Origin of the sequence: Pseudomonas arsenicoxydans, from assembly GCF_006438915.1 — a bacterium.
Lineage (GTDB): Bacteria > Pseudomonadota > Gammaproteobacteria > Pseudomonadales > Pseudomonadaceae > Aquipseudomonas > Aquipseudomonas arsenicoxydans_A.
Genome location: NZ_RCZE01000007.1, coordinates 303,475 through 329,018, shown reverse-complemented (window position 1 = coordinate 329,018; position 25,544 = coordinate 303,475). Strand labels below are relative to the sequence as shown.

The following is a 25,544-nucleotide window of genomic DNA, read 5'->3' as shown; positions in this document are numbered from 1 at the left end:
TGTCTGCTCGCCGATTAAACCCTTTGGACGGGTGGAAAACCGTGGGCGAATGTTGCAAGGTTCTCTCTGCTGTTCGGCGCGTGGCCAATCGTTGAGGTGTTTTGAATGAGCAAATTGCGGGTAGGGATTATTTTTGGTGGTCGTTCGGCGGAGCACGAAGTGTCGCTGCAATCGGCGAAGAACATTGTCGATGCGCTGGACCGCGCGCGCTTCGAGCCAGTGCTGATCGGCATCGACAAGCAAGGCCACTGGCACCTCAACGACCCTTCGAACTTCCTGCTCAATCAGGAAAACCCGGCCCTGATCGCCCTCAACCAGTCCAATCGTGAACTGGCCGTGGTGCCGGGCAAAGTCAGTCAGCAATTGGTGGAAACCACCGGTCAGGAACTGCTTGGGCACGTCGATGTGATCTTCCCGATTGTCCACGGCACCCTGGGTGAAGACGGTTGCCTGCAAGGCCTGTTGCGCATGGCCGACCTGCCCTTTGTCGGCTCCGACGTGCTCGGTTCGGCGGTGTGCATGGACAAGGACATCAGTAAACGCTTGCTGCGCGACGCCGGGTTGGCGGTGACGCCGTTCGTCACCCTGAACCGCGTCACGTCAGCGCGTACCGGATTCGCCGAAGTGCAGGGCAAACTCGGCCTGCCGCTGTTCGTCAAACCGGCGAACCAGGGCTCATCCGTGGGCGTGAGCAAGGTCAATGACGAAGCCGAGTACCAGGCGGCCGTGGAGCTGGCCCTGGGTTTCGACGAAAAAGTGCTGATCGAATCCGCCGTCAGTGGCCGTGAGATCGAATGCGCCGTGCTCGGCAACGAAGACGCCATCGCCAGCGGTTGTGGCGAAATCGTGGTGAGTAGCGGTTTCTATTCATACGACAGCAAATACATCGACGCCCAGGCGGCGCAGGTTGTAGTGCCGGCTAACATCAGTGTCGAGTCCAGCGAACGCATTCGGGCATTGGCCGTCGAGGCATTCCAGGTGCTCGGCTGCTCCGGGCTGGCGCGGGTCGATATGTTTCTCACCGACAACGGCGAAGTGCTGATCAATGAGATCAATTCGCTGCCCGGTTTCACCCGGATCAGCATGTACCCCAAACTCTGGCAGGCCACCGGCATGACCTACAGCGAGCTGGTCAGCCGGTTGATCGATCTGGCGTTGGAGAAACACAAGGCGCGACAGGCGCTGAAAATCACGCGCTAGGCTGCATGTTTGCGATGGGATTAAAGCGTGGCCCTGTAAGCGCGTCGTTGCGTCATACGCTGAAACTCTCCGGCGGCAACGAGCTGGTCGCCGTGGTCACCATGGAGAGCGTGAAAAGCCTGGGCCTGGCGGTCGGCAAGGAAGCGGTCGCACTGGTGAAGGCACCGTGGGTCATGCTGATGACCGAGTCCAGCGACATCCGCCTTTCGGCGCGTAATTGCCTGGAAGGCAAGGTCACCAGCGTCACTGATGGCGCGGTGAACGCCGAAGTGGTGATCAAGCTGGATGGCGGCAGCGAAGTCTATTCGATCGTTACCCGTGAAGCGGTTGCGGAACTGGGACTGGCGCCGGGCGTGAGTGCGACGGCGGTGATCAAGGCGTCGCATATTATTTTGGGTGTGCCGGCCTGATTTCAGAAGTGGGATGAGGACTGATCAAGCCTGCTTCACTGGCTTGATCAGACTCTCAGCCGGGATCCCGAACAACTCATGCAATTTCCAGATCATTGGAAGCGTCAGGGCGCGTTTGCCATTGAGTACTTCATAGACCCGGTTTGTCCTGCCAATAGCGGGCGCAAGGTCTGAGGCAGACAAGCCGGACTGCTCCATACGAAATTTGATGGCGTCGATTGGATTAGGTAAATCGACCGGAAAATTTCTTGATTCATAAGCTTCGATAAGCGTGATCATGATGTCGAAATAATCACCCTCAGGCGTGCCAGGCTCTGGTTCGTTGTCAAACAGTGCTGACACGTTTTGCAGCGCCGCACGGTAGTCCTCGTCGGTGTGAATCGGATGAATATTCATGGTTACTCCATCTCGACGGTGTCGGCGTCGATTGCGTCGTACTGTTTGTGAGTGCCGACATATTTCAGTGTGGAAAAATGAGCTTCCACTCTATCGAGTTAGGATTGCTTTGCGTGTAGGAAATGGCATCACGAGACAGCCGATCAGAATGCGATATCTGTAAAAAAGGGCCTACCTCCCGGTAAGCCCTTTTTCATTCCCACGTACGAATCAATCCCCCAACGCTTCCCCCTCACGCCGAGGATCGGCCCCTCCGGCCAATGACGCATTCCCTTGCGCATCCTTCACCCGCACAATCGCCTGGGTGCCGCTGGTCATGTCGATTTCGCTGACGCTGTGTCCCTTGTCCTTCAACGCCTGGATCAGCTCCGCGCTGAACTGCCCCTGTTCCAGCTCTGTCGGGCCATTGCGGCTGCCGAAGTTGGGCAGGTTGATGGCGGCTTGCGGGTCGAGGTTCCAGTCGAGCAGGCCGATGGTGGTTTTTGCCACGTACTCGATGATTTGCGAGCCGCCGGGGGAACCGAGGGTGGCGAGGAATTCGCCGCTCTGGCGGTCGAAGATCAGTGTCGGCGCCATTGAGGAGCGTGGGCGTTTACCGGGCTCGACGCGGTTGGCGACTTTTTGCCCGTTTTCTTCGGGGATGAACGAGAAGTCGGTCATCTCGTTATTGAGCAGGAAGCCCTGGACCATCACGTGCGAGCCGAAGGCGGACTCGATAGTGGTGGTCATCGAAACGGCGCCGCCCTGGTCATCCACCGCCACCACCTGTGAGGTGGAGATGCGCAGCGGCGAACGGTCCGGCGCGTAGGCGACCTTGATGCCCGGCGGGGTGCCGGGTTTGGCCACGCCCATGCTGCGATCACCGATCAGGACGGCACGGCTGGCCAGATAGGTCGGGTCTACCAGCCCTTTGACCGGCACGGGCACGAAGTCAGCGTCGGCCACGTACTGTGCGCGGTCGGCATAAGCCAGGCGTTCGGCTTCGGCGATCAAGTGCACGGCTTCCGGGGCGGGCTCGGTGCCTGCGGGTTTTTGTGTTTTGATTGGTTTGAGCGGTGCCAGAGCGAAACGCGGATCGCGGGTTTCCAGGGCCTGCAAGGTGCCGAGGATCTGCGCCACGGCGATTCCGCCCGATGACGGCGGCGGCATTCCGCACACCTGCCAGCGTTTGTAATCGGTGCACAGCGGCGCGCGTTCCTTGGCCTGATAGTCTTGCAGATCGTTCAGCGACAGGCTGCCGGGGTTGGCGTGGCCCTGAACCTTGGTGACGATCTCTTGCGCGATGGCGCCTTTGTACAACGCGTCAGGCCCTTCCTTGGCAACGCGTTTGAGCACAGCGGCGAGTGCCGGATTCTTCAGCAGCGTACCGGCGGCTTTCGGGCTGCCGTCCGCATTCAGGAAGTAGGCGACCATGTCCGGCGAGCTGCGCATGGACGAATCCGAGGCGATCAACAGATGAAGGCGCGGCGAGATGGCGAAGCCTTGCTCCGCGAGTTTTATGGCTGGCTCGAACAGCTTCGCCCAAGGCAGACGACCGTGTTTGCGGTGCGCCAACTCAAGCGCTCGCAATACGCCCGGCGTGCCCACCGAGCGCCCGCCAATCTGCGCCGGGGTGAATGCCATCGGTTTACCGTCGGCCTGTAGGAAAAGCTTCTCGGTGGCGCCGGCCGGTGCGGTTTCGCGACCGTCGAAGGTGCGCACCGCCTTGCCATCCCAAAGCACGATCAATGCGCCGCCGCCGATGCCTGAGGATTGCGGCTCGACCAGCGTCAGCACCGCTTGCATCGCAATGGCGGCATCAATCGCCGAGCCCCCCTGACGCAGCATCTCCCGGCCGGCTTCAGCCGCCAGCGGGTTGGCCGCTGCCGCCATGTGCCTGGAGGCGTGCCGGGTTTGCAGGTCGGTGCGATAGCCCGTGGCGCTTTCGGGTGCCACAGGCAATGACGACGTCGGTGGCGCGTTGCAGGCGGTGAGGGTCAGCGTCGCGACGATCAGCGACAGGGCAGAGCGGCGATAGCGGCTTAAATGCAAGGCTGAGAACACGTTGGGGCACTCCGTCCGTGGGAAAAGTTACCGGGACTTTATCGGCCGACTCGGCATGGCGCAAACCAGGGCCTACAGTAAAGCTGCTTTTGTCCTTCATGAGCCGACGGATTTTCTGTAGGGTCGAGGACAACCGACGGGCCAGAAGATCAACAAGAGGCAGACATGCAGACCGAGTTTCCCACCCAGCCAAGTTACCGTACTCAGCGAGAGCAGTTCCTCGCGGCCGCCACTGAGGCCGGTGCGACGCTGACCGAATACCCGCATTCGCTCAAAGGGCCTTTCGGCGAGCCCTTGAGCACTGACGTGGCGGTGCTGGGTGATCCCGGCGCCAAGCGGTTACTGATCGCGCTGAGTGGCACCCATGGCGTCGAAGGTTTCTACGGTTCGGGTTGCCAGATCAAATGGATGCAGGAGTTGGGCAAGCGCTCACTGCCGGCGGATGTCGCCGTGGTGTTCATTCACCTGATTAATCCTTGGGGCACTGCCTGGCTGCGGCGGGTTAACGAAGACAATATCGACCTGAACCGCAATCACCTGAACTTCGAGCGTGCGTTGCCGGACAATCAGGCTTACGCCACGCTGCATGACATCTACGCCTGCACCGAGCTGCAAGGTCCTGAGCGTGAGCGCACGGATGCCTTACTCGACGCGCAGATCCGCCAACATGGCTGGCCGGCTGTGATGTCGATTGTCGAGGGCGGCCAGCACAGTCACCCCGATGGTCTGTTTTACGGTGGGCTGGCGCCGAGTTGGTCGAACCGCACGTTGCACGCCATCCTGCAAAAGCACATCGCCCATGCCGACGTGGCCATGTGTTTCGACTTGCACACGGGGGCCGGCGAGTACGGTCATCCGATGTTGCTGACGATCACCGAGACGGCGTATCCGGCGCTGCCCGACGCGCAGGCCATTTACGGGCCGTGGCTGTACACGCTGCTGACCGGTGCCGACACGTTAAGCGAAACCGGTGTGGCAGCAACCGCGACCGGCTACACCTCGCAGGCACTGATCGATGCGTTGCCTCAGGTTCGGTTGATGCCGTTTGTTATCGAGTGCGGGACGTACCCGGGGGCGGACGTGCATCGTCATCTGCGCGATGACCACTGGCTGCACCTGCATGGCGATCCGACTGACGCGGTGGGGCGCGCAATCAAGCTGAATTTGCTGGAGCAATTCTACCCGGCGGACAACGATTGGCAGGCCATGGTCTGGTTGCGCACGTGGCAGATTTGGGAGCGGGCGCTGTCGGCATTGCCGACGATTCGCACCTGAGGCGGATCACCCTGGAGCCATGAGGTTCAGGGTGCTTTTCTCGAGGCATAAAAAAACGGCCTACCTTTCGGTAAGCCGTTTTTAGTACTTGGTGGTACACAGTCATTTGAACCGGTCTATTAAGGTACTGATTTATATAGGTATAAATTCATTGACTTCGGTTAGGGATACACGTGGGGATACAAGGTGATCTCTACTGCCCATACCCCCCCTATCCCATTTTTCCCGACTTTGCGCAGAGAGGGGGGCGAGCGGTCTAGATTAGATCGGCAGTGAAGTTTTTCACCCCCCCTCCCTTTGGCGCCGCTACAGATATCACCCCAAATATCGGTGTTCTTCGTGTTCTCGGTGTTCCTTTCGCGCTGAAGGCCAACAAAATCAAGGGTTTGAGGGATGGAACACGTTCCTCACAATAAAGAACACACCTGTTATCTAACAGCTGCCGGTGTTCTAAACAGGCATTAAAAAGCCCGCTGCATGAGCGGGCTCCAACACGGTTAGCTATGCCTGTTAGGGTACAGTTGCACCAAGATCACCATTCACATCGACGATCAACACTGCACCTGGGGCGAATACCGCAAGACCGGCGCGCAGCTCACCGAGCAAGGTGACCATGTTGGTCGTGAAGTTCTGCCCGTCTTCACGGCTTGCCAACAGGGAAGGCTGTTCGCGGTCGAGGATGGCCGCTTGAGCCGGGTCCATCACGATGGAGATGTTCCGAGCAAGGCTTGGGGTAAGCACCACCGGTACGTTCCACAGCGTCAATGGGGACGGGTCTCGCGGGCTACCCAATACGTACTGACCGTCCGTGCCTTTTTGCGAGGAGATAAGCTGCCAATCCACAGGGTTCATAATGATGAGCCCAGGCTTCCAGCCATTCGCCTGCAAGTTGACCACGGCCGCACCAATACGGTCGGTCGGCGTGAGGGTTGAAGGATCGGCCACACCGGACGGTACGAAATCGATGCCTTGCTCTACGAGCCCTTTAATACGTCCCTTGCCACCTGGGCCCGCTACGATCTCGCTTTCAAGCTTCGCCAGCACACCATACTCCAGCAGGCTCATAAGCTTTTGGCCCAGGGCAGGAGCATCGGATAGAACTTGGACAGACGCTTTTGTCCAGTGAGCTACCGTAGCGATGTTCGCCGTCTCGGGAGTCATTTCAAAGTTGGATTCAGCCTTTTGCTGACCTTCTTCAGTCTGGAAGGCAGCAGTGTTGACGTAGTTTTGCAGCTGCATGTACTCGAAAGAGCTGGAGTCGACCGGCAAAGAAGGGATGACATCCAACAGTGTTAGCGGGCGGCGAGGATCGTTATATACCCCCTCAGCTCGCTGAGGCTGGACATCAAAACCAGTTGTACCCGCTACACCCTGGCCGGTGTTCGTCAGTGCTTTAAGAGTGACCCCCTCGACCTGGACGCGACCGGTAGACGGCGCACCATTTGCCAGAGACTTGAATTGCTCGCTACCAGAGAATTCGCCAATAAAGCCTTTCGTCGTACTGCGTTCCATGGTGCCCCGCTTGATCAAGTTTCCGGCTTCATCAGTGATATCGCCAGTGAGTACATTTTCGAATGTCATAGAACCCCGCCCGCCACCGAGAACATCGAGAGCGGAGAGGTTTTTGCGGACCCCCAGCTTGTTATCCACTTCGTGGCTCAGATTTTTCATTTGCTCTTGGATGCCGCTGATATCCGATTGAATTCCAGAGCGGAATCCTTCCATGGCCTTCGCATGATCTTCCAATGCCTTTAATACAATTTCGTTGCTCATTAATTTGTCCTCAATGATTTTGTGATTGCTTCAAGTCTGCTTGCTATTAATGCAAGCTCTTGGCTGTTATCACTCTGTTCATCTCGGACAAGAGCAGGCCAGCCACCCGACATAAGCCTTTTGGCTTCGCGGGATGAAAGTCCAAGTGCGTCGCGCACTTGCCTTTCGAATTCTCTGGGGTTGTTTGGGTTAAAGGATTTAACCTCGGTAATTACTGCACGCTTGTTGGCTGGTAAGGACACCAAGCTAACTTCTAATAGATCTATTTCTTTTACTAGGCTCAGACCGGCACCTAGCGGCTTGGCATCCAGCATAAAAAAGCCAATGCTCATTGCTAGAGCGCCATCCTTCATAAGAGCATAACTCTCTTTTGCAATCGCAACATCGAGTGTTAGCTTGCCGGAAACAAGCAGTCCTCGGCTATCTTCAACCATGGAAAGCCAGACACCAACGGGTTGGTTTCTATTGTGCTGCCACAACATTGCTGGCTTTGTCCCTTCAACAGCATGGCGGGTGAGGCTCTTGTTGAAGGCGCCAGGCTCAATAACATGCCCCTGCGAGTCCGGATCGCCACCAAAAGTTGAGGCGTATCCAGAGAACTCACCGGTGCGGGTTTGATTGGCGTCTAGAAGCTTAAGATGAAGTGGCGCAGAGTGGAATGTGTGCATATAAAAGTCCATAAGTGACAAATATGATATTTGCCGCTCAGGGTCGCATCACGCGCAACTGTAACGGGTGTAAAGCGCGTCACACGCTCTACACTGCCATTATCTTACGGTGCGCCGAAAATGCAAGCGGCAATTATTAATTTTAAGCAGCGATAGATTGTCGGGCTGAATCCAAGTCAAGTAGTGCCGAAGCATTAACTATATATGCTCTTGTCTTGGGCATTCCCGGCAGTGAAATTGATTGTGAAGCCTTTCCATCGCCTGCCGGTTCAAGTACGCCTCGCTTTATCAACTCTTTATTTACGGCAACTACGTTCATTCCTTTGAATACGTCGTCTCGCCAAGTTGTCGCAAGGAAGTAGTACGTAACGGAGGTATAGGTCTCATCACCCAGACCATGTTCAATCGTTCGCCTGAACCCCAAACGATCAGCAGTTCGGGGTGCGTGATCGTCTGTTTTTGCCGCGATGGCGTCCCACCTGGTGAATCGGCTCTCCCCATATCGCTCGATTACTCCCCTCAGCCGCGAAATGATGGCGTCACCTTCCATGTTTCCAGCCCCACCACGCTCGCCGAGCCAGGCTGCCAAGCAGACCTCCGCTGCTTTAGTGGCCGTGCCATCCGGCCACCCCGTGACGCCAAGGGCGGTTGCAAGCTCGCCGGCTGCTGCCGCTAAGCCAAATCTGCCGGCGGCGCGCTGTGCTTGCCCGCTGGGGTTGGGCGGCAATGACTCAGTGACAAAGCGTTCCACAGTCCGTCGCAGAAGGATGCGATAACCTTCAATTTGACCAGGCGCGCAGAGGTTATTCAGGAACTCCAACAGTGGGGCGCCGTAGTACTTTCCTGCCCGCGCTTTCAACGCATCAGAGAGCGCCGCAGCATCTGCGAAGCCATGGAGCGCCTCAAACATACCCATACCTTTCCCAGCGTCAGCGGGCACAGCAAGTAGACGAACCTCCATGCCCGCTTTCAGTTCCTTATGGGCCTCAGACATGTGCTGAGCCAGTGTTTTTTCACCGGTAGAAAGAAATAGCAGCCTCCATTCTTGAACCTGCCTACCCACCAGGCCACGATCGTTAGCGCGCGCTTTCCCGGCCCCATTACCTAGCATATAGACCGTTTCCCCGATAATCCGCGGATCGCACATTCCGATCTCATCCAAAACCAACAAACCGTCTGAGTGCGCCGCCGCTATCGATTCCAAGGCGTTATCAGTTGATCGCCAGGAACGCACCAATCGTTGGCCACCGTAAACTGAGGCTGCTACCTGTAGGTGCGTAGTCTTACCGCCCGAGCTATCACCGTACAGATGGAATCCCCCCGACTCCTGTCCCAGCAGCTGCAGCAGCGGACCCGCGAACGCAACACACACGACAAAAGTCAGGCGGTGGTTGTCGACGCACAGCGCACCGATATGGCGTTGCCATTGATCGAGTGACCCGGATCGGCTGATAGGGGGAAGTTGAGCCCCTGCATCGTAAAAATGCAGCCGCTCCGGACTTGCCCCCACCTGCTGATCGGGCAGCAAATACGCATTGCCTTGCCAGCCCAGCCGAGTCACCAATCGAGCTCGATCCTTACTGTCGTATCCCTGCAAGTAGCTTTGGAGGTCATTGCGTGAATTCCGAGCTGCGCGGTTACCTGCGAGCCGAAGCCCCATATCAACAAGCGGCCCCAGTACTTCCTTGCCAAAGTCACCAGCCATGCTGCGAGCGGGGATGTTCCACCGCTTTCGGTCACCGTCGGGGTCATCGAACTCCACCAGCAAACCCCAGTTGTGACCTTTTTCGTCACGTGTACGCGCAAGAATTTCAAGCCGCGAGCATACGGGCCTCGCCTCGCCATCTTCACTTGCGTAGAACACGCCATCCGCGGTTACACGAAAACCGGTTGGGTGGGACGAATCCGGTTTTTGCTTGGCGGGGCTCGCCTCTTTTTTGGCGGGGCTCAAGCCTGCAATCAGCGCATCAAGTCGCTCGCTGGTCCATCCAGCGGACTCAAAATCCGCCGCATCGTCCCCTTCGGAAAGCTGATCGCTTAGTGCGGTTACCGGAACGCTCCGTATTGACCCTGCGCCGATTTTGAGCAGGTGTTTTTCGATCTCCACCATGCAATGCAAGCCCGGACTATCGTTGTCTGGCCAGAGCAATACATCACGGCCTGCCAAGGGAAGGAAATCCGCTTTTTGCCAAGAGTTTGTGCCGTTGAGCCAGCACGTAGAGACGTAGCCAGGCAGCAGCTTTCCGGCAGCATCGGCGGCTTTTTCACCTTCACATAAAACGACAGGATCAGCAGAGCGTTTCGCCAATTCATCTAGACGCAAAAGTGGCCGAGGCGCATTTAGACCTTGCCACCGCCACTGACTGGATCCGCTGGTATCTTTGCACCAGGTCAGCGGCGCGAACACCTTGCGTGCTGTACCACTGTCATCCAGGCCCAGGTCGAAGCGGTAGAGGGCCATCAGTGGCTGGCTGGAGGCGTCCCGATAGATCCATACCCTCGATGGCGCCCCGTGCTGGCGATGCTTAGCCGGAATCTTACGCATGGCACTGTCTGGGATTGGAAGTATGGGCACCCACGCGGCTGTTTTGCTGGGAGGCGATTTTTCATTGCTGGAGGCGCCGACGGTTACGCCGAGAAAGTCAGCCAGCTTGTTGCATGCCTCAACGTCTGTACCGCCATCCAGATAACGCACCAGGTCAATCAGGTCTCCACCCTTGTCGCCGGTGGCGAAGTCTGACCAAGTGCCCTTGCTCAAGTTCACCTTGAACGATCCGGCGTGTTTGTCGGCGCGAGTTGGGTTTGGGGCGGTGTATTCCTTACCGCCGCCTTCACGTTTTCCGTTAGGTAGCCAATGCGCCAAAACGCTGTCAATGGCCTTCAGGGAGGCGGTTTTCACACTGGCGAAGCTAGGTCGGTTTTGACTTCGATTCTGATTCTGGCTCATGTGTGGTCCCTCGACCGAAATAGACCGGTAGCCACATCATCAATGATCGCTTTTACCATTTCCCCCATGTAGTGGGCGCACCAGGTCGCATTACCAGTGCTGTCATCGGTGGCGGCACTCAAGGTCAACTGATTGATGCAGCTCATGAGGCATGAAGCGTGCTCCAGTGCATCCTCAACACAGACACCAGGGGCAACACTGAATAGCGGAGTGCCCTCCGAATCCATCGGTGCGAAGCCAGAAACACCCGCAGTTTTTGCGGAGGATTTGTCCGGGCTCATTGCGCACCCCCGATGGTTTCCAGGGCACGGGCTTTGTTCATGTGCTGGTTGTAGCGTGCGAGGCGAGTAGAAAGGCTGGAGTTTGCGTGAAGGGCAGACATAGCCATGGCGCGGTGTGCGGCGGCTCGACTGGAGTTGCTGGACGGATTGAGGGCGCAGGCGTGCTTCATGGGGCGGGACTCCAAGTTTAAATGGAGCTGCCACGAATCGCCGTCAAACGATTTAGGGTGGCAGCTGTGCGCAGGTTGACGGACCGGGAACTTGGAACCCGGCAGACCCGAAGGTCTCCCACACACAGCCGCCATAACACGAAACGGCGGGCACAAAAAAAGCGCCTGCTGTCGGATGGGGCGCCTGTGCGCCAAGTTGCTCGGGCCGTCAAACCCGGTCGCTGAATTTGCAGCGACAGCCAGAGCATAGCCTCTCGATTTGAGAAGTGCAACAAGCTGAGCTTGCGCGATTGCGCAATGCGGCATAGATTGAACGGGCATACGAATCTACCTCTAACGCCTCCGGTTGCAGCCGGGGGCGTTTTCGTTAGTGCTGAATGGTGGCGGGGCGGGCCAGAGACAACCAGCTCAGGTGCTGGCCTTTGCGGGACTCTGAGCGCATGTACTCCATGGCGACGGGGTTGGCCAGCAAGTTAGGGATGAGCTGTTGTGCATCCTCGATCACCACACCCTCTGGGACCTCAACGGCCAGTAACACCCACTCCAGTGTCGGCCAAGCCAACAGCAGAACATGGGCGCCTTCTGCAATCGCACGATCACGCAGCGCGCAAAGATCATGTTTGCCTTTGGCTACCGCTGGAGGCAGAAGCGCTCCAACTGCATCTAGAACGGTATGCGGCAGGAACAAAGGGGTCATGCTGCCACCTGCCCACGGGCTGCGATCCGTCCTCGAACCCATTCCTGAACCTCACCCAATACCCAAGCAACAGGGGCGCCACGCGCACTGCTGTGACTGAGCTTCACAGGCAGCGGAAAGCCGCTGTCAGCTTGGCGCATCAACTTATAAATGGTGGGCCGCGCCAACCCTACAATCGCCATGACTTCTGGGATTCGAATGAGCGTCGTTGCCGGGTCGAGCAGAACCACGTTGGATTTGTTTGACTTGGCTTCTGTCGTTGCAGTCATGGTCAAGCCTCGCTCGTTTTCTGAGAGCGATCTTTGAGCCAGGCCAGCACTGCAACTTTGCTATAGCGCACTCGCGAACCGATTCGCATCCAAGCTGGGCCTGTATGGCGGGAGCTGCGCCAGGCTGCAAGCGTTCGATGCGAGACGCCCAGTGCTGCAGCAACTTGGGCAGGTGTAAGAAGAGCAGAGGGGCAGAGCTGGAGCGATTCGGCAAATCGCTGGATTACGGTGTTCATGGTGAGCGTCCTGTAACTTGGGAGAGACAGGACGAAATTTAGACATTAGGTTGTTATGGGTCTTTCTAAGGTTTTGGCCAGTTTTTAGAAAGTGCTTTCCACCGGTAGTAGGCGGCTCTGGCGGCCTGGTAAGAAACAGCATGATTTTCAGCTACCGTTTCGATTGCCTTAGTTACCACAAGCCCTTTCCCGCTTACGCAATGCATCACGTCAAAGAAAATATCCAGATCCCGCTGTTCGCGCCAACTCCTGATCTGTGGAACGGGGCGACCAGGTAGCCGGATCTCATCATTCCATTGCGCCCCCATTAACACGTGAGTGAAGGACTTAGCCAAGCTGGCGAGAATCCAGGGCTCAACTGGTTCTCCGGCTTCAACCCTGCCAATGAATCTGTCCAGCATGCAGGCGTCAAACAGTTCGTGATCCTCCTCGGAAGAGTTCCCATCGTTCACTCGCCGAAACAGCTTATCTAGATCATCCTCAGCCCATGGCACCCAATGCCAAAGCATGCGCTTTGGATTCTCGTCATCAGGAATCAGGACCCAGCTGCGTGTACTGCGAACAGATACCGCGTCTTTAAAAACGGCATCCATGTCTTCAAATTCATCATCCATTACAGCACCCCTCGCCCCGGAAGCCCTGCGAAACGCCTGCGCCGCGATTCGACACAACTTTTCCATTGCCTTGGCCCGCAGGCAGAAGAGGCGGTTTTGAAGAACACCTTTCACCGTGGCGGTGTATTGTGTTCCGTCTTTTTTTAATTCGTGTTCTAGAGCTGAAAGCCAAGAATTTAAAGGGCTTCAGGGATTCAGGAACACCAAGAACACCAAGAACACGGTTTTTTGATGGGGTATGAGTCATGTGCCAGCCCTCGAGAACTCGACATGAATCACATTGCCGTTTTCAAGGGAGTCCAGATAGTCGGCGTACCACTGCATCATCGTTGTGCGTTGTGCCAAGTACTGAGCTTTGTTGTAGATCCCGCGTACACCTGGCGCCTTGTGGCTGAGCTGGGCTTCGACATGGTCGGCATCAAACTCGTGTTCGTTCAGGATGGTGCTGGCAATATGGCGAAAACCATGGCCGGTCTGTCGACCCTCATAGCCCAGGCGACGCAAGGCCATCAGAAACACGGTATCGCTACGGGGTTTGGTGCGGTCGCTTCTTCCGGGGAATAGCAGTGGGTAGGCGCCGGTCAGGCTGCGCAGCTCTTCCAGTATTTCAATGGCCTGACGGCTGAGTGGCACCAGGTGTTCAAGTCCTTTCTTGCGGCCCTTGCGTTCTACCGGGATCGTCCAAAGCTTCTTGTTTAGATCGAATTCTTCCCAGCGGGCTTCGCGCAGCTCGCTGGGGCGCACAGCTATCAGGGTCAGCAGACGTAAGCCAAGTTGTACGTCTTTGGCGTGTGGATAGGAGCGGATAGCCCGGAGCAGCGCAGGCAACTCATCAAGGCTGACATGGGCGTAGTTCTCAGCTTTACCTGAGGCCAAGAATTTATGGACACCCTCAAGCGGGTTGTTCACGGCTCGCCCCGTCACCCGGGCCAGATCGTACACATCCTTGCAGTAGGCTCGCACTCGGCTCATTTGCTCAAGAATGCCTTGCTGCTCCAGTCCCCGTAACAGCTCCATCCACTCCATCGACAGGATACCGGTGTACAGCCGCTTGCCGAAGTTGGGGAACACATGACGCTCCAAGGCGCCCATAACTCGTTTGGCGGTGCCAGCATCCCAAGAGTTGAGCCGAGACGCATGCCATTCCCGCGCCAGTGATTCAAAGGTGCTATTGCTGGCCGCCAGATTGGCAGCTTGGCGGGCCTGTTTGGTTGCTATCGGATTCTTGCCCTCAGCCGCATCGGCGCGCAGTTCGGAAGCCTTCTGTCTGGCCAGCGCCCCACCGACCTCCGGATAACCACCTAACCCCAACCAACTCCACTTGCCTGCTGGCGTCTTGTAACGTAGTTGCCAGGACTTCTGGCCGTCAGGCTTCACACGGAAATACAGGCCGCTACCATCCTGCTCCCGGTATTCCTTGGTGTCGGGCTCCAAGCCCGCTAGGGCGGTATCAGACAGTGGGCGGCGCTTGATTTCGGAGCGCTTCATGGGCTTGTATCCCCTCGGTTCGATTTTTCATCAAGGATACACAGCGGGATACACGGCGGGAAGGTATAGGGGTAGATAAGGAGATACAGCCAGAAACAAGAAAGCCCGCACTAGGCGGGCTTCTTGAGGTTGTTTATAGACTCATGGAGACATCTGTAAACAGGTACTTGGTGGCTACACAGGGACTTGAACCCCGGACCCCAGCATTATGAATGCTATGCTCTAACCAACTGAGCTATGTAGCCAAGTGGCGCGCATTATTGGCTTGGAACGATGATGTGTCAAGCGTAAATCTAAAATATTTCTCTACGCTTTCAACTGCTTATCCTCCTGACCCGAAAAATCGGGCCGGAGGAGGGCATCAACTGAGCTGAAATCTCCCGGTATTCGCGCTCAGGGCCTTGCTGCCCTGGCTCAAGGTGTCTGCCGCCAGGTTCACTGCTCGCGCGCCTTCCAGCAACCTGACCGCTGCCTGATCGACCTGCTGAATGTTGCCGCTGACTTCATCGGCGGTACTGGCCTGTTCTTCCACCGCCGTCGCGATGTGCGCCAGGGTGTCGGTCACGCCTTGCACCGCGAGGGCAATTTCCCCGAGGCGTTCACCCAGGCCGGTGACGGATTGGGCATCACTTTGTGCCTGGCTACACGCCGCTTCCATCAGGTTGACCGCCTCGTTCACGGTGTTGCGCAGGCTGTCGACCGTGCCGGCAATTTGCGCGGTAGAAGACTGGGTGCGTTGCGACAGGCTGCGCACCTCATCAGCCACCACGGCAAAGCCGCGGCCTTGTTCGCCGGCACGAGCGGCTTCGATAGCCGCGTTGAGCGCCAACAGGTTGGTTTGCTCGGCGACCCCGCGAATGGTGTCGACCACCAGTTGAATCTGTTGTCCTTGTTCGCTGACCCGGCCCAGTGCCGCGGCGGTGTCGTTCAAGCGCTGATTGAGCTGCTGAATACTCGCCGTGGTGCGCTGACTGTCTCGGCTGCTGTCGGCGGCAATACGCTGGGTGTGCTGAGCGCTGCCTGAGGCCTGCTCGCAACTCTGGGCGACCCCTTGAGAGGTCGCCGCCAGTTGCGTGGCCGCTGCGGCGATCTGGCTGATTTGCAATTGTTGCGCTTCGACTTCGCCGAGGGCGCCGCTGGAGTGATGGTTGAGCGTGCGCACCGCGTTGCTCACCTGCAAGGTTTCGTGATCAACCCCCTGCAAGCTGTTGCGCAGTTGCACCACGGCGACGTTCAGGGCGGTGCTGATGGCCGCCAGTTCGTCACGGCCCTGCACGGGCGCTTGCAGGCTCAGATTGCCATCACGCAAGGCTTCGGCCAGCAGCGTGATGCCGCTGGCGCTACGCCGGATCGAGGCTTGCAGGCAGATGAACAGGTACAGCGCGGCCAGCAGCAGACAACCAAAGATCATTGCCACCAGCATGAATTGGCGTATCGCCGAGTCGTGGTAGTAATCCAGACGCTGATCCAGCGACATCAACGATTGCTGGCGCAGGGCCGCAAGATCCGTGAGCAGAGCGTCGAGGTTGCGTTCGAATTCTTCCGGCTTGAGGCTGATGCTGCCGCCGAACACGCCGTCATCCAGCACTTTCAGACTCGCGTCGAGGTGTTTGAGGTTGTCATGGTATTGCCCGGCCCAACTTTGCAATGCGCTGGGCAGACGCGCTTCCAGGAGCGTGGCGGTTTTTACCAGTTGCTCGCGGGCATCACCGATGCGGCTGCGCAAGTCGCGCAATTGCAGGCGGCTTTGCAGGGTGAACTGGCCCGACACCACAGACGCTTGGCCGACGGCGGCCAGGCGGCCGACCCGCTCGATCAGGTCCGGTGCGTGCTGGGTGGATATCTGCGTCAGCAAATAGGTTTCCAGCCATGGCGCGAGCGTCAGGCGATTGTCCATGGCGATCTGTTCGCGCAGTGCTTGCAAGGCGCTCAAGGCGTTGGTGAAACGGTCGTAACCGTCCGGCCACCAGCCGACGCCGCTCAGGCTTTTCGAGTCCAGGCCATTGAGAGCGGTTTGCAGGGCTTGATAGCGGGTCAGCGTTTCGCCCTCGGCGCCTTCGATTTTCAGGGCGTTGCCGAGGTCTGAGGTGGCTTGAGCGACGGCAGGCTGCACCGCATCAAACGCGCCCATTGCGGCGAGGGTCGCTGGCGTCGGCTGGCGATTGGTTTCGGTGGCGCGCCAGCGAGCAGCGCGATCACGCTGAGCAGCGAGCAAGTTATCCAGAGCATCCAGAGCGAGCAGTTGCCGAACCCCGGCACGTTCGCCGGAGATGAGGCTGAGTTTGGCGCGATAATCCTGACCGATCATCAACAGGCTGCCGGCCAGCGGCAGGATAAACAGCAGGAACAACAGCTGAAATTTGCGTGCGAAGCCAAAACGCCCCAGCAACCCGATCCCCGGTGATAAAAACGACATGCCCCATGACTCCTCTGGACACCACGCACCATCGGCGTGCGTCGAGGTCGTTGCGACCGCGACTCGTGCCCTTTTAAAAGGCCTCGAAAGTTCACCCTCGCCAGCTCTGTAGGCCGACTCTGTAGCGAAACTTCCCATTCTCGGTCCCCTTTGTAAGAGGCCCGCGTTGAAGGTGTTAAACAAGGCAAGATTCAGACCATGGCGTTGCGCTATCACCTATCGAGCGATGAAAGATTAGTTCGTTAGCTGGCTAAGGGGATGGCGCGCTCGCACCGAAAAATGGCACATTGACGCACCTGCCCGCGTGCACCCATCCGCTGTATGGAAACTCTCATGGCTATCAGCAACGCTCAGACCGGCGCGACACCGGCACCCGCGACTTCACAAAGCAGTCCCTTGGTCATGCGTATCATCGGCGCGGTGGCGCTGGCGCACCTCATCAACGACCTGATCCAGTCGGTGCTGCCGTCGATTTATCCGATGCTCAAGGCCAACTATGGCCTGACCTTTACCCAAGTCGGATTGATCACGCTGACCTTCCAACTGACCGCTTCGCTGTTGCAGCCGTGGGTCGGTTACTACACCGACAGGCATCCAAAACCCTGGCTGCTTCCCGCCGGGACGGTGTGCACGCTGATCGGCATTGTGATGATGTCGATGGTTAGCACTTTTCCGTTGATTCTGTTGGCGGCGGGGCTGATCGGTATCGGTTCGTCGACCTTTCACCCGGAAGCCTCTCGCGTGGCGCGACTGGCTTCGGGCGGGCGATTTGGTCTGGCGCAATCAACCTTTCAGGTCGGCGGTAATGCCGGGTCGGCGTTCGGCCCGTTGCTGGCGGCCGCGATCATCATTCCCTACGGTCAGGGCAATGTGGCCTGGTTCGGGCTTTTCGCCGTGTTCGCGCTGTTCGTGCTCTACCGGATAAGCCGCTGGTACGCCAATCACTTGAACCTGTTCAAACTCAAGCAAGGCCAGGCGGCGACTCATGGCTTGTCGAAGGGTAGGGTGATCAGTGCGCTGGTGGTGCTCGGGTTGCTGGTGTTCTCCAAGTACTTCTACATGTCCAGCCTCACCAGTTACTTCACGTTCTACCTGATCGAGAAGTTCGACCTGTCGGTGGCCAGTTCGCAGCTGCACCTGTTCCTGTTTCTGGGTGCGGTCGCGGCGGGGACCTTCTTCGGTGGGCCGATCGGCGACAAGATCGGGCGTAAGGCGGTGATCTGGTTCTCGATCCTCGGTGTCGCGCCGTTCACGTTGCTGCTGCCGCATGTCGACCTGTTCTGGACCAGCGTCCTGAGCGTGATCATCGGCTTCATTCTCGCGTCGGCGTTTTCCGCGATTGTGGTGTACGCGCAGGAATTGGTGCCGGGCAATGTCGGGATGATTGCCGGGGTGTTCTTCGGCTTGATGTTTGGTTTCGGCGGGATTGGCGCGGCGTTGCTGGGGCATCTAGCGGACGTGCACGGCATTGAATACGTGTACTTCCTGTGCTCGTTCTTGCCGTTGCTGGGTGTGCTGGCGATCTTCCTGCCAAGAACCAAAAAGGCCTGATCCAACACAAATCAAATGTGGGAGCGGGCTTGCTCGCGAAAGCGGATTAACATTCAACAACGATATCGACTGAAAATCCGCCATCGCGAGCAAGCCCGCTCCCACATTGGTTCTGCGTTGTTAGTGGGATTTATTTCAGGCACAAAAAAGCCGCGTCTAAACGCGGCTTTTTTTTGGGCATGTGTCTTACACGTTGAAACGGAAGTGCATCACGTCGCCGTCTTTAACGATGTAATCCTTGCCTTCCAGACGCCATTTGCCGGCTTCTTTGGTGCCGGCTTCGCCCTTGTACTGGATGAAGTCGTCGTACGCGATCACTTCGGCACGGATGAAGCCTTTTTCGAAGTCGGTGTGGATCACGCCAGCGGCTTGTGGTGCGGTGGCACCGACGCGGACGGTCCAGGCGCGGACTTCTTCGACACCGGCGGTGAAGTAGGTCTGCAGGTGCAGCATCTCGTAGCCAGCGCGGATCACGCGGTTAAGGCCAGGCTCTTCGAGGCCCAGGGCTTCGAGGAACATGTCTTTCTCTTCGCCGTCTTCCAGTTCGGCGATTTCGGCTTCGATCTTGTTGCAGACCGGAACCACCATGGCGCCTTCTTCTTCGGCGATGGCCTTGACGATGTCCAGCAGCGGGTTGTTCTCGAAACCGTCTTCAGCGACGTTGGCGATGTACATGACCGGCTTGGTGGTCAGCAGGTGGAAGCCACGAATCACTGCCTTGTCGTCAGCGCCCATGTTTTTCATCAGCGTGCGCGCAGGCTTGCCGAGGGTGAAGTGAGCGATCAGTTGCTCCAGCAGGCCTTTCTGGACTACGGCGTCCTTGTCGCCACCCTTGGCGTTGCGAGCGACTTTCTGCAGTTGCTTTTCGCAGCTGTCGAGGTCGGCGAAGATCAGTTCCAGGTCGATGATCTCGATGTCGCGTTTCGGGTCGACGCTGTTGGAGACGTGAATCACGTTCTCGTCTTCGAAGCAGCGGACCACGTGGGCGATGGCATCGGTTTCACGGATGTTGGCGAGGAACTTGTTGCCCAGGCCTTCACCTTTCGAAGCGCCGGCAACCAGGCCTGCGATGTCGACGAATTCCATGGTGGTCGGCAGGATGCGCTTTGGATTGACGATGGCTGCCAGGGCATCCAGACGCGGATCCGGCATCGGCACGATACCGGTGTTCGGCTCGATGGTGCAGAAGGGGAAGTTTTCGGCCGCGATCCCGGATTTGGTCAGGGCGTTGAACAGGGTGGACTTGCCGACGTTAGGCAGGCCGACGATGCCGCAATTGAATCCCATGGTGTTTTCCCCGAGGAGTAGAGTCAGGCCTTCTGGCTGTGCAGGTTTTTCATCGCGCGGTTCCATTCACCGGCGAGGATATCCGGCAGCACGCCGAGGGCAAAGTCGATGCTGGCATCGAGTTTTTCCTGTTCGGCGCGTGGCGCACGACCCAGGACGAAATTTGAAACCATACTGGCAACGCCCGGGTGGCCAATGCCAAGCCGCAAGCGGTAAAAGGTATTCTGATTGCCCAGTTGCGCAATGATGTCGCGCAACCCGTTGTGACCGCCATGGCCGCCGCCCTGCTTGAGCTTGGCAACGCCCGGTGGCAGATCGAGTTCGTCGTGCGCCACGAGGATTTCTTCAGGCTTGATGCGGAAGAAACCCGCCAGAGCTGCTACGGCCTGGCCGCTACGGTTCATGTACGTGGTGGGAATCAGCAGACGAACATCCTGACCCTGATGCGAATAGCGCCCGGTCAGGCCAAAATATTTGCGATCGGCAACAAGGTTGACCCCTTGTGCGTTCGCGATGCGCTCAACAAAAAGGGCCCCTGCGTTATGCCGGGTCTGTTCGTATTCAGCGCCTGGATTTCCCAGGCCAACGATCAGTTTAATGGCAGTCACGATAGGGGCCCTTCCTTGGAGTGGTGGATAACATCGCCGCAATCAATGTGTGCGGCGAAAGTGGACGAAAATTGCTCATTTACCATTATGTAAACTCCGCGTTCTCGCCCGCTTTCTCGCTACGTTCCAGTCCGCGATGTTCCAATCACTCCGGCGTACAGAGTGAAATTACTCTGCAGCGCCTTCTGCAGCTTCTGGAGCAACACGTGGAGCGTGAACGTTGGCAACAGCCAGGTCGTTACCGTGAGCCAGAGCAACAAATTCAACGCCTTTAGGAGCGCTGATGTCGGACAGGTGAATGATCGAGCCGACTTCGGCGTTAGCCAGGTCAACTTCGATGAATTCAGGCAGGTCTTTTGGCAGGCAGGTCACTTCGATTTCAGCAACAACGTGCGAGATCTCGCCGCCTTTCTTCACTGGAGCAGCTTCGTTGATGAAGTGCACAGGAACGATAGCGGTCAGCTTTTGGCCGGCAACTACACGTACGAAGTCAGCGTGCAACACGTGGCCTTTGGCCGGGTGACGCTGCAGAGCCTTGATGATGACGTTTTGCTTGGTGCCGCCAACGTTCAGCTCGATGATGTGGCTGTAAGCCGCTTCGTTTTCGAGCAGTTTGGCAACTTCTTTAGCCAGCATGCTGATGGATTCAGGGGCTTTTTCGCCACCGTAAACTACAGCGGGTACCAGGCTTGCGAGACGACGCAGGCGGCGGCTCGCACCTTTCCCCAGGTCGGAACGCACTTCAGCATTCAGAGTAAAATCGTTCATGTTGTATCTCCAAAATAACCACATTCGCCCCAGCGTTTGCGACCAGCGCTAAAGGCGATATGGGCAAAAAAGCCCCGCCCCGACAGGAATGCCGGGGCGGGGCGCTTTTCGTCAACGAGACATTCGAGAAGGGCAGGGCCCTTAGCGGAACATCGCGCTGATCGATTCTTCATTGCTGATGCGGCGGACCGCCTCGGCAACTACCGGCGCGATATCCAGTTGGCGGATACGCGAGCAGGCTTGTGCAGCAGCGGACAACGGGATGGTGTTAGTCACCACCAGTTCGTCCAGCATGGAATTTTCGATGTTTTCGATCGCCCGACCGGACAGCACAGGGTGTGTGCAGTAGGCGAAAACCTTGGCAGCGCCATGCTCTTTCAAAGCCTTTGCCGCGTGGCACAGAGTACCGGCGGTATCGACCATGTCATCGACCAGAATACAGGTACGCCCTTCGACATCACCGATGATATGCATCACTTCAGAGTGATTGGCTTTCTCACGGCGTTTGTCGATGATCCCGAGATCCACGCCCAGGGATTTGGCAACAGCACGTGCACGCACGACGCCACCAATGTCCGGGGACACGATCATCAGGTTTTCGAAGCGCTGATCTTCAATGTCATCCACCAATACAGGGGAGCCGTAGATGTTATCTACCGGAATATCGAAGAAACCCTGGATTTGGTCAGCATGCAGATCAACCGTGAGAACACGGTCGATGCCGACTACGGTAAGCATGTCAGCAACGACTTTCGCGCTGATAGCCACACGTGCGGAACGCGGACGGCGATCCTGACGGGCATAACCAAAGTAAGGAATAACAGCAGTGATACGAGTAGCCGAGGAGCGGCGGAAGGCATCAGCCATCACTACCAGTTCCATCAGGTTATCGTTGGTCGGAGCGCAAGTCGGCTGGATAATGAAGACATCTTTACCGCGGACGTTTTCATTGATCTCGGCTGTAATTTCGCCGTCGGAAAATTTACCGACAGAGATGTCACCGAGAGGGATATGCAGCTGACGTACGACACGTCGAGCCAGATCGGGGTTGGCGTTCCCCGTAAAGACCATCATCTTGGACACGCGCAGTACCTGAAGGCTGAGGGTAACCTGGATGAGTATAGGAAAATGGCAGGGGCGGCTGGATTCGAACCAACGCATGGCAGGATCAAAACCTGCTGCCTTACCGCTTGGCGACGCCCCTGTATCTGTTGCAACGATTACCCAGTAATCGGTTCTTTTAGAGCAGACTTTGCAGCTTGCGATGCAACATCGAAACGTTGCTCCCTTTCGCTACAAACCCTGTAAGGGTCTCTGTAAGAAGGGCCGAGACTTTATCAGCTTCAGCTTTGCTTGGGAAGCCCCCAAACACACAACTTCCAGTGCCAGTGAGTTTTGCTTCGGTAAATTTACCTAACAAATTCAATGCGTTACGTACCTCTGAATAACGCCTTGCTACTACTGGCAAGCAGTCATTACGACTGTTTCCCTTGGGAACGGGGCGCACTTTAATGGGAGGAGAGTTACGTGTCAACAGCGGATCGGAAAAAATTTCTGCTGTACTTACAGATACTTGCGGTACCAGCACGACATACCACGGTTCTTCGGGGTCTACGGGGGTCAGTTTCTCCCCAACGCCTTCGGCGAAAGCGGCGTGGCCACGCACGAAAACCGGAACGTCAGCGCCCAGCTTGAGGCCCAGCGCAGCCAGTCGATCCTCGTCCCAACCCAGTTGCCAGAGATGATTCAGGCCCAGCAATGTGGTCGCGGCATTGGAACTGCCGCCGCCAATGCCGCCGCCCATGGGCAGGACTTTTTCAATCCAGATATCGATGCCGAGCGCACAACCGGATTGCTCCTGAAGTTGCCTCGCAGCCTTGACGATCAGATTGCTGTCGTGGGGAACGCCGTCGAATTCGGTGTGCAACCGGATCACGCCGTCGTCGCGCACGGCGAAGGTGATTTCATCGCCGTAATCGAGAAACTGAAAAATCGTCTGCAACTCGTGGTAGCCGTCTTCACGGCGGCCGAGGATGTGCAGCATCAGATTGAGTTTGGCCGGGGAGGGCAACGTCAAGCGGGTGGCGCTCATATTCACTGCCCCAGCTTGCGTGGTTGCCATTCCTTGATCACCAGCGTGACATCAAGGTCGGTGCCGTGCAGCTTGATCTTTTCAGGCAGCCAGAAACCGTTTTGTTGCGTGTAACTGGTGTATTCGACCTGCCAGCCGTCCTGTTCGAGACTGGCCAGGCGGCTGTCGGCATCCAGGGTCAGCTTGCTTTTGCTGTCTGGCGCCGGGAGCCCGCGGACCCACCAGGCCAGATTCGACACCGGTAATTTCCAGCCCAGTTGTTCTTCCAGCAGGACTTCCGGGTTCGGTGCGTCAAAGCGCCCCTGATTGGCCACTTCCAGCGAGACCTTGCCAGGTCGACCGGTCAGGCGCGCGGCGCCGCGACCCAACGGGCCGGACAGGCGGATGTCGTAGTAATCCTGACGTTGCAGCCAGAACAACGTGCCGCTGCCCGAATCCTTGGGCGCGCGGATGCCGATCTTGCCGTTGATCTGCCAGCCATCGAGGGCGGTCAATTGCTGTTTGTGTTCACGCCATTGGGCCGGGTTGCCATGACCTTCGACGGATTCGCGAGCGCCGAAGCCCGCGCAACCGGCGAGCAGGGCGATAAAACTGAAAACGATAACGTGGCGCAAAAACATAATCTTAAAGAGTCTCTGATCCGGTCAGGCGCTTGATGGTGCCGCGCAGGGTAGGGCTGTCGGGTTGTTCCTTGAGGAATTTGCCCCAGACTTGTTTGGCTTCGCGCTGTTTGCCATTGGCCCACAACACTTCACCCAAGTGGGCGGCGACTTCCTGATCGGGGAAGCGCTCCAGTGCCTGGCGCAGGTAGCGCTCGGCTTCATCGAGATTGCCCAAGCGGAAGTTCACCCAGCCGAGGCTGTCGAGCACTGCCGGGTCTTCCGGATTGATCTGGTGAGCCTGTTCGATCAGGGTCTTGGCTTCGGCATAGCGCGTGGTGCGGTCGGATAGCGTGTAGCCGAGCGCATTGAGTGCCATGGCGTTGTCCGGGTCGCGCTTGATGATCAGGCGCAGGTCTTTTTCCATCTGCGCCAGGTCATTGCGTTTTTCCGCCTGCATGGCGCGGGTGTACAGCAGGTTCAGATCGTCCGGGTACTGCTGCAGGGCTTTCTGCAAGACAGCCCAGGCCTTGTCGCCCTGATTATTGGCGGACAGGGTTTCGGCTTCGATCAAGTACAACTGAATCGCGTAATCCGGCTGCTCGTCGCGCTCCGCGGCCAGGCGGCGTTGGGCTTCGGCGGTCTTGCCGTTGTTGATCAGAATGTCGGTCTGACGCAATTGGGCCGGCAGGTAGTCGTTACCTGGTCCGACTTTGGCGTACTCGATCAGCGCACCTTGAGGGTCGTTGCGTTCTTCGGCGATACGGCCAAGGTTCAAATGGGCGGAGTCGGCGTGGCTTTCGCGTGCGATCAGGTCCTCAAGCAGATTCTTGGCCTCGTCCCAATCCTTGGCTTCCAGACAGACCAGTGCCAGGGAATAACGCAACTCGTCGTCTTCCGGGTATTGCTGCACCAGGCTGGAAAACTCGGCTTTGGCGTCTGCTATGCGGTCCTGCTCAACCAGCATCCGCGCGTAAGTCAGGCGCAGGCGCTTGTCGTCCGGGTACTTTTTGATGCTTTTTTGCAGCAGCGGCAAGGCTTCGTCGCCACGGTTGAGCACTTGCAGCAGGCGCGCGCGCAGCAGGATCGGGGCGATTTCGCCGTCGTCTGGTGGATTGTCTTCCAGCAGGGTCAGCGCACCTTTGGCGTCGCCGTCCTGTTGCATCAACAGGGCCTTGCCAAAAATCAGCTGGCTGTTTTTCGGGTGACGCTGCAACAAACGGTCGAAACTTTTCATCAAACCGTTGCGCGTGTCCTGGTCGGTATCGGCCGCGGACAGGGCAAGGAAGTCGAAATGCGTGTCGCCTTTGCCTTGCAGGACTTTCTCCATGTAGACCATGGAGTCGTCATAACGCCCGGCGCGCGCCAGTTGCACGGCCGCTGCGCGTTGCGCTTCGAGGTCGTTCGGGGCGTTTTTTGCCCAGATCAGCGCGGTGTCCAGGGCGGCCTGATCGGCGCCCAGGTACTCGGCAATGCGAAATGCCCGCTCGGAGATGCCCGGATCCTGGGTGTTGACGGCCTGGGTCACGTAGTTGTCCAGCGCAATGTCGAAACGATTGCGTTGGCCAGCCAGTTCGGCACTCAACAGGCTGAAGACGGTTTCTTCACTGAATGAGCTGTAAACCTTGGGCTTTTCAGGAGCCGGAGTGCTGTCTCCAACCGGCGACGTATCGTCCGGCGACGAGGGTGCCAAGGCCTGGCAGCCGCTGAGGAAGACAAAAGCGAGGAGCAACGCGGAAGATCTATTCATATAGGA

The 25,544-nt window shown here is 57.7% G+C and carries 24 protein-coding genes and 2 tRNA genes; 4 read left to right on the top strand and 22 right to left on the bottom strand.

Annotated features, from left to right (window positions below; genetic code table 11):
• Nucleotides 1-105 precede the first annotated feature (105 nt).
• Both ddlA and EAH78_RS17325 read left to right on the top strand, forming a co-directional pair.
• The gene (gene ddlA, locus EAH78_RS17330) at nt 106-1,200 is read left to right on the top strand and encodes a D-alanine--D-alanine ligase (protein ID WP_140668575.1); all 1,095 of its coding nucleotides are present in this window, start codon (nt 106-108) and stop codon (nt 1,198-1,200) included.
• Between the two features lie 5 nt (nt 1,201-1,205).
• A complete protein-coding gene (locus tag EAH78_RS17325; RefSeq protein WP_140668574.1) occupies nt 1,206-1,610 on the top strand; it encodes a TOBE domain-containing protein in 405 nt (134 codons plus the stop codon).
• Between the two features lie 24 nt (nt 1,611-1,634).
• On the opposite strand, the gene EAH78_RS17320 is transcribed toward EAH78_RS17325, so the two are convergent.
• Nucleotides 1,635-2,006 (bottom strand): helix-turn-helix domain-containing protein, encoded by a 372-nt coding sequence (locus tag EAH78_RS17320; protein WP_140668573.1) that lies wholly within the window; start codon nt 2,004-2,006, stop codon nt 1,635-1,637.
• Nucleotides 2,007-2,216: 210 nt separating this feature from the next.
• The gene (gene ggt, locus EAH78_RS17315) at nt 2,217-4,049 is read right to left on the bottom strand and encodes a gamma-glutamyltransferase (protein WP_140668572.1); all 1,833 of its coding nucleotides are present in this window, start codon (nt 4,047-4,049) and stop codon (nt 2,217-2,219) included.
• A gap of 165 nt (nt 4,050-4,214) precedes the next feature.
• Here ggt and EAH78_RS17310 point away from each other — a divergent pair, with 165 nt between their 5' ends.
• On the top strand, nt 4,215-5,324 hold the full coding sequence (locus EAH78_RS17310; protein WP_140668571.1) for a DUF2817 domain-containing protein: 1,110 nt from the start codon (nt 4,215-4,217) through the stop codon (nt 5,322-5,324).
• Between the two features lie 510 nt (nt 5,325-5,834).
• Here the strand turns inward: EAH78_RS17310 and EAH78_RS17305 are convergent.
• From EAH78_RS17305 to EAH78_RS17255, 12 genes are all read right to left on the bottom strand, one after another.
• A complete protein-coding gene (locus tag EAH78_RS17305; protein WP_140668570.1) occupies nt 5,835-7,097 on the bottom strand; it encodes a phage major capsid protein in 1,263 nt (420 codons plus the stop codon).
• Complete coding sequence (locus EAH78_RS17300) at nt 7,097-7,765, bottom strand: HK97 family phage prohead protease (RefSeq protein WP_140668569.1); 669 nt, start codon at nt 7,763-7,765, stop codon at nt 7,097-7,099. The genes EAH78_RS17305 and EAH78_RS17300 overlap by 1 nt, the downstream gene beginning before the upstream one ends.
• Nucleotides 7,766-7,907: 142 nt before the next feature.
• Complete coding sequence (locus tag EAH78_RS17295; RefSeq protein WP_140668568.1) at nt 7,908-10,712, bottom strand: DUF927 domain-containing protein; 2,805 nt, start codon at nt 10,710-10,712, stop codon at nt 7,908-7,910.
• Nucleotides 10,709-10,993: a DUF3077 domain-containing protein gene (locus EAH78_RS17290; protein ID WP_140668567.1), complete on the bottom strand. Its 285-nt coding sequence runs from the start codon at nt 10,991-10,993 to the stop codon at nt 10,709-10,711. The genes EAH78_RS17295 and EAH78_RS17290 overlap by 4 nt, the downstream gene beginning before the upstream one ends.
• Nucleotides 10,990-11,163, bottom strand: a complete 174-nt coding sequence (locus tag EAH78_RS32325) for a hypothetical protein (protein ID WP_170219130.1) — start codon at nt 11,161-11,163, stop codon at nt 10,990-10,992. Before EAH78_RS32325 ends, EAH78_RS17290 begins: the two co-directional genes overlap by 4 nt.
• A 367-nt stretch (nt 11,164-11,530) precedes the next feature.
• The gene (locus EAH78_RS17285; protein WP_140668566.1) at nt 11,531-11,860 is read right to left on the bottom strand and encodes a hypothetical protein; all 330 of its coding nucleotides are present in this window, start codon (nt 11,858-11,860) and stop codon (nt 11,531-11,533) included.
• Nucleotides 11,857-12,129, bottom strand: a complete 273-nt coding sequence (locus EAH78_RS17280) for a helix-turn-helix transcriptional regulator (RefSeq protein WP_140668602.1) — start codon at nt 12,127-12,129, stop codon at nt 11,857-11,859. The genes EAH78_RS17285 and EAH78_RS17280 overlap by 4 nt, the downstream gene beginning before the upstream one ends.
• Before the next feature lie 2 nt (nt 12,130-12,131).
• Complete coding sequence (locus EAH78_RS17275; RefSeq protein ID WP_140668565.1) at nt 12,132-12,365, bottom strand: helix-turn-helix transcriptional regulator; 234 nt, start codon at nt 12,363-12,365, stop codon at nt 12,132-12,134.
• Nucleotides 12,366-12,430: 65 nt separating this feature from the next.
• The gene (locus EAH78_RS17270; protein ID WP_140668564.1) at nt 12,431-12,979 is read right to left on the bottom strand and encodes a hypothetical protein; all 549 of its coding nucleotides are present in this window, start codon (nt 12,977-12,979) and stop codon (nt 12,431-12,433) included.
• Nucleotides 12,980-13,222: 243 nt separating this feature from the next.
• Complete coding sequence (locus EAH78_RS17265) at nt 13,223-14,467, bottom strand: tyrosine-type recombinase/integrase (RefSeq protein WP_140668563.1); 1,245 nt, start codon at nt 14,465-14,467, stop codon at nt 13,223-13,225.
• A 168-nt stretch (nt 14,468-14,635) separates the two neighbouring features.
• Nucleotides 14,636-14,712 (bottom strand) — tRNA-Met (locus tag EAH78_RS17260).
• 116 nt (nt 14,713-14,828) lie between these two features.
• Nucleotides 14,829-16,883 carry a methyl-accepting chemotaxis protein gene (locus tag EAH78_RS17255; protein ID WP_140668562.1) on the bottom strand — a complete coding sequence of 685 codons (2,055 nt, stop codon included), beginning with the start codon at nt 16,881-16,883 and terminating at the stop codon, nt 14,829-14,831.
• A 333-nt stretch (nt 16,884-17,216) separates the two neighbouring features.
• Here EAH78_RS17255 and EAH78_RS17250 point away from each other — a divergent pair, with 333 nt between their 5' ends.
• Nucleotides 17,217-18,434 carry an MFS transporter gene (locus tag EAH78_RS17250; protein WP_140668561.1) on the top strand — a complete coding sequence of 406 codons (1,218 nt, stop codon included), beginning with the start codon at nt 17,217-17,219 and terminating at the stop codon, nt 18,432-18,434.
• Nucleotides 18,435-18,620: 186 nt separating this feature from the next.
• Here EAH78_RS17250 and ychF read toward each other — a convergent pair whose 3' ends face one another.
• The 8 genes from ychF to EAH78_RS17205 all read right to left on the bottom strand — a co-directional run bounded on the left by ychF (nt 18,621) and on the right by EAH78_RS17205 (nt 25,538).
• On the bottom strand, nt 18,621-19,721 hold the full coding sequence (ychF, locus tag EAH78_RS17240; RefSeq protein ID WP_007942650.1) for a redox-regulated ATPase YchF: 1,101 nt from the start codon (nt 19,719-19,721) through the stop codon (nt 18,621-18,623).
• 23 nt (nt 19,722-19,744) lie between these two features.
• On the bottom strand, nt 19,745-20,329 hold the full coding sequence (pth, locus tag EAH78_RS17235) for an aminoacyl-tRNA hydrolase (protein WP_008037207.1): 585 nt from the start codon (nt 20,327-20,329) through the stop codon (nt 19,745-19,747).
• 168 nt (nt 20,330-20,497) lie between these two features.
• Nucleotides 20,498-21,097 (bottom strand): 50S ribosomal protein L25/general stress protein Ctc, encoded by a 600-nt coding sequence (locus EAH78_RS17230; RefSeq protein ID WP_140668560.1) that lies wholly within the window; start codon nt 21,095-21,097, stop codon nt 20,498-20,500.
• A 141-nt stretch (nt 21,098-21,238) separates the two neighbouring features.
• A complete protein-coding gene (locus EAH78_RS17225) occupies nt 21,239-22,180 on the bottom strand; it encodes a ribose-phosphate pyrophosphokinase (RefSeq protein WP_003208392.1) in 942 nt (313 codons plus the stop codon).
• Nucleotides 22,181-22,226: 46 nt separating this feature from the next.
• Nucleotides 22,227-22,301 (bottom strand) — tRNA-Gln (locus tag EAH78_RS17220).
• Nucleotides 22,302-22,337: 36 nt separating this feature from the next.
• Complete coding sequence (gene ispE, locus EAH78_RS17215; RefSeq protein WP_140668601.1) at nt 22,338-23,189, bottom strand: 4-(cytidine 5'-diphospho)-2-C-methyl-D-erythritol kinase; 852 nt, start codon at nt 23,187-23,189, stop codon at nt 22,338-22,340.
• Nucleotides 23,190-23,191: 2 nt separating this feature from the next.
• Complete coding sequence (lolB, locus tag EAH78_RS17210; RefSeq protein WP_140668559.1) at nt 23,192-23,809, bottom strand: lipoprotein insertase outer membrane protein LolB; 618 nt, start codon at nt 23,807-23,809, stop codon at nt 23,192-23,194.
• A 4-nt stretch (nt 23,810-23,813) separates the two neighbouring features.
• Nucleotides 23,814-25,538, bottom strand: a complete 1,725-nt coding sequence (locus tag EAH78_RS17205; protein WP_140668558.1) for a tetratricopeptide repeat protein — start codon at nt 25,536-25,538, stop codon at nt 23,814-23,816.
• Between the last annotated feature and the right edge of the window lie 6 nt (nt 25,539-25,544).

Coding starts and splice junctions, on each gene's coding strand:
- ddlA (WP_140668575.1), top strand. CDS start 106: ATGAGCAAATTGCGGGTAGGGATTATTTTTGGTGGTCGTTCGGCGGAG.
- EAH78_RS17325 (WP_140668574.1), top strand. CDS start 1,206: ATGTTTGCGATGGGATTAAAGCGTGGCCCTGTAAGCGCGTCGTTGCGT.
- EAH78_RS17320 (WP_140668573.1), bottom strand. CDS start 2,006: ATGAATATTCATCCGATTCACACCGACGAGGACTACCGTGCGGCGCTG.
- EAH78_RS17310 (WP_140668571.1), top strand. CDS start 4,215: ATGCAGACCGAGTTTCCCACCCAGCCAAGTTACCGTACTCAGCGAGAG.
- EAH78_RS17305 (WP_140668570.1), bottom strand. CDS start 7,097: ATGAGCAACGAAATTGTATTAAAGGCATTGGAAGATCATGCGAAGGCC.
- EAH78_RS17300 (WP_140668569.1), bottom strand. CDS start 7,765: ATGCACACATTCCACTCTGCGCCACTTCATCTTAAGCTTCTAGACGCC.
- EAH78_RS17295 (WP_140668568.1), bottom strand. CDS start 10,712: ATGAGCCAGAATCAGAATCGAAGTCAAAACCGACCTAGCTTCGCCAGT.
- EAH78_RS17290 (WP_140668567.1), bottom strand. CDS start 10,993: ATGAGCCCGGACAAATCCTCCGCAAAAACTGCGGGTGTTTCTGGCTTC.
- EAH78_RS32325 (WP_170219130.1), bottom strand. CDS start 11,163: ATGAAGCACGCCTGCGCCCTCAATCCGTCCAGCAACTCCAGTCGAGCC.
- EAH78_RS17285 (WP_140668566.1), bottom strand. CDS start 11,860: ATGACCCCTTTGTTCCTGCCGCATACCGTTCTAGATGCAGTTGGAGCG.
- EAH78_RS17280 (WP_140668602.1), bottom strand. CDS start 12,129: ATGACTGCAACGACAGAAGCCAAGTCAAACAAATCCAACGTGGTTCTG.
- EAH78_RS17275 (WP_140668565.1), bottom strand. CDS start 12,365: ATGAACACCGTAATCCAGCGATTTGCCGAATCGCTCCAGCTCTGCCCC.
- EAH78_RS17270 (WP_140668564.1), bottom strand. CDS start 12,979: ATGGATGATGAATTTGAAGACATGGATGCCGTTTTTAAAGACGCGGTA.
- EAH78_RS17265 (WP_140668563.1), bottom strand. CDS start 14,467: ATGAAGCGCTCCGAAATCAAGCGCCGCCCACTGTCTGATACCGCCCTA.
- EAH78_RS17255 (WP_140668562.1), bottom strand. CDS start 16,883: ATGTCGTTTTTATCACCGGGGATCGGGTTGCTGGGGCGTTTTGGCTTC.
- EAH78_RS17250 (WP_140668561.1), top strand. CDS start 17,217: ATGGCTATCAGCAACGCTCAGACCGGCGCGACACCGGCACCCGCGACT.
- ychF (WP_007942650.1), bottom strand. CDS start 19,721: ATGGGATTCAATTGCGGCATCGTCGGCCTGCCTAACGTCGGCAAGTCC.
- EAH78_RS17230 (WP_140668560.1), bottom strand. CDS start 21,097: ATGAACGATTTTACTCTGAATGCTGAAGTGCGTTCCGACCTGGGGAAA.
- ispE (WP_140668601.1), bottom strand. CDS start 23,189: ATGAGCGCCACCCGCTTGACGTTGCCCTCCCCGGCCAAACTCAATCTG.
- lolB (WP_140668559.1), bottom strand. CDS start 23,809: ATGTTTTTGCGCCACGTTATCGTTTTCAGTTTTATCGCCCTGCTCGCC.
- EAH78_RS17205 (WP_140668558.1), bottom strand. CDS start 25,538: ATGAATAGATCTTCCGCGTTGCTCCTCGCTTTTGTCTTCCTCAGCGGC.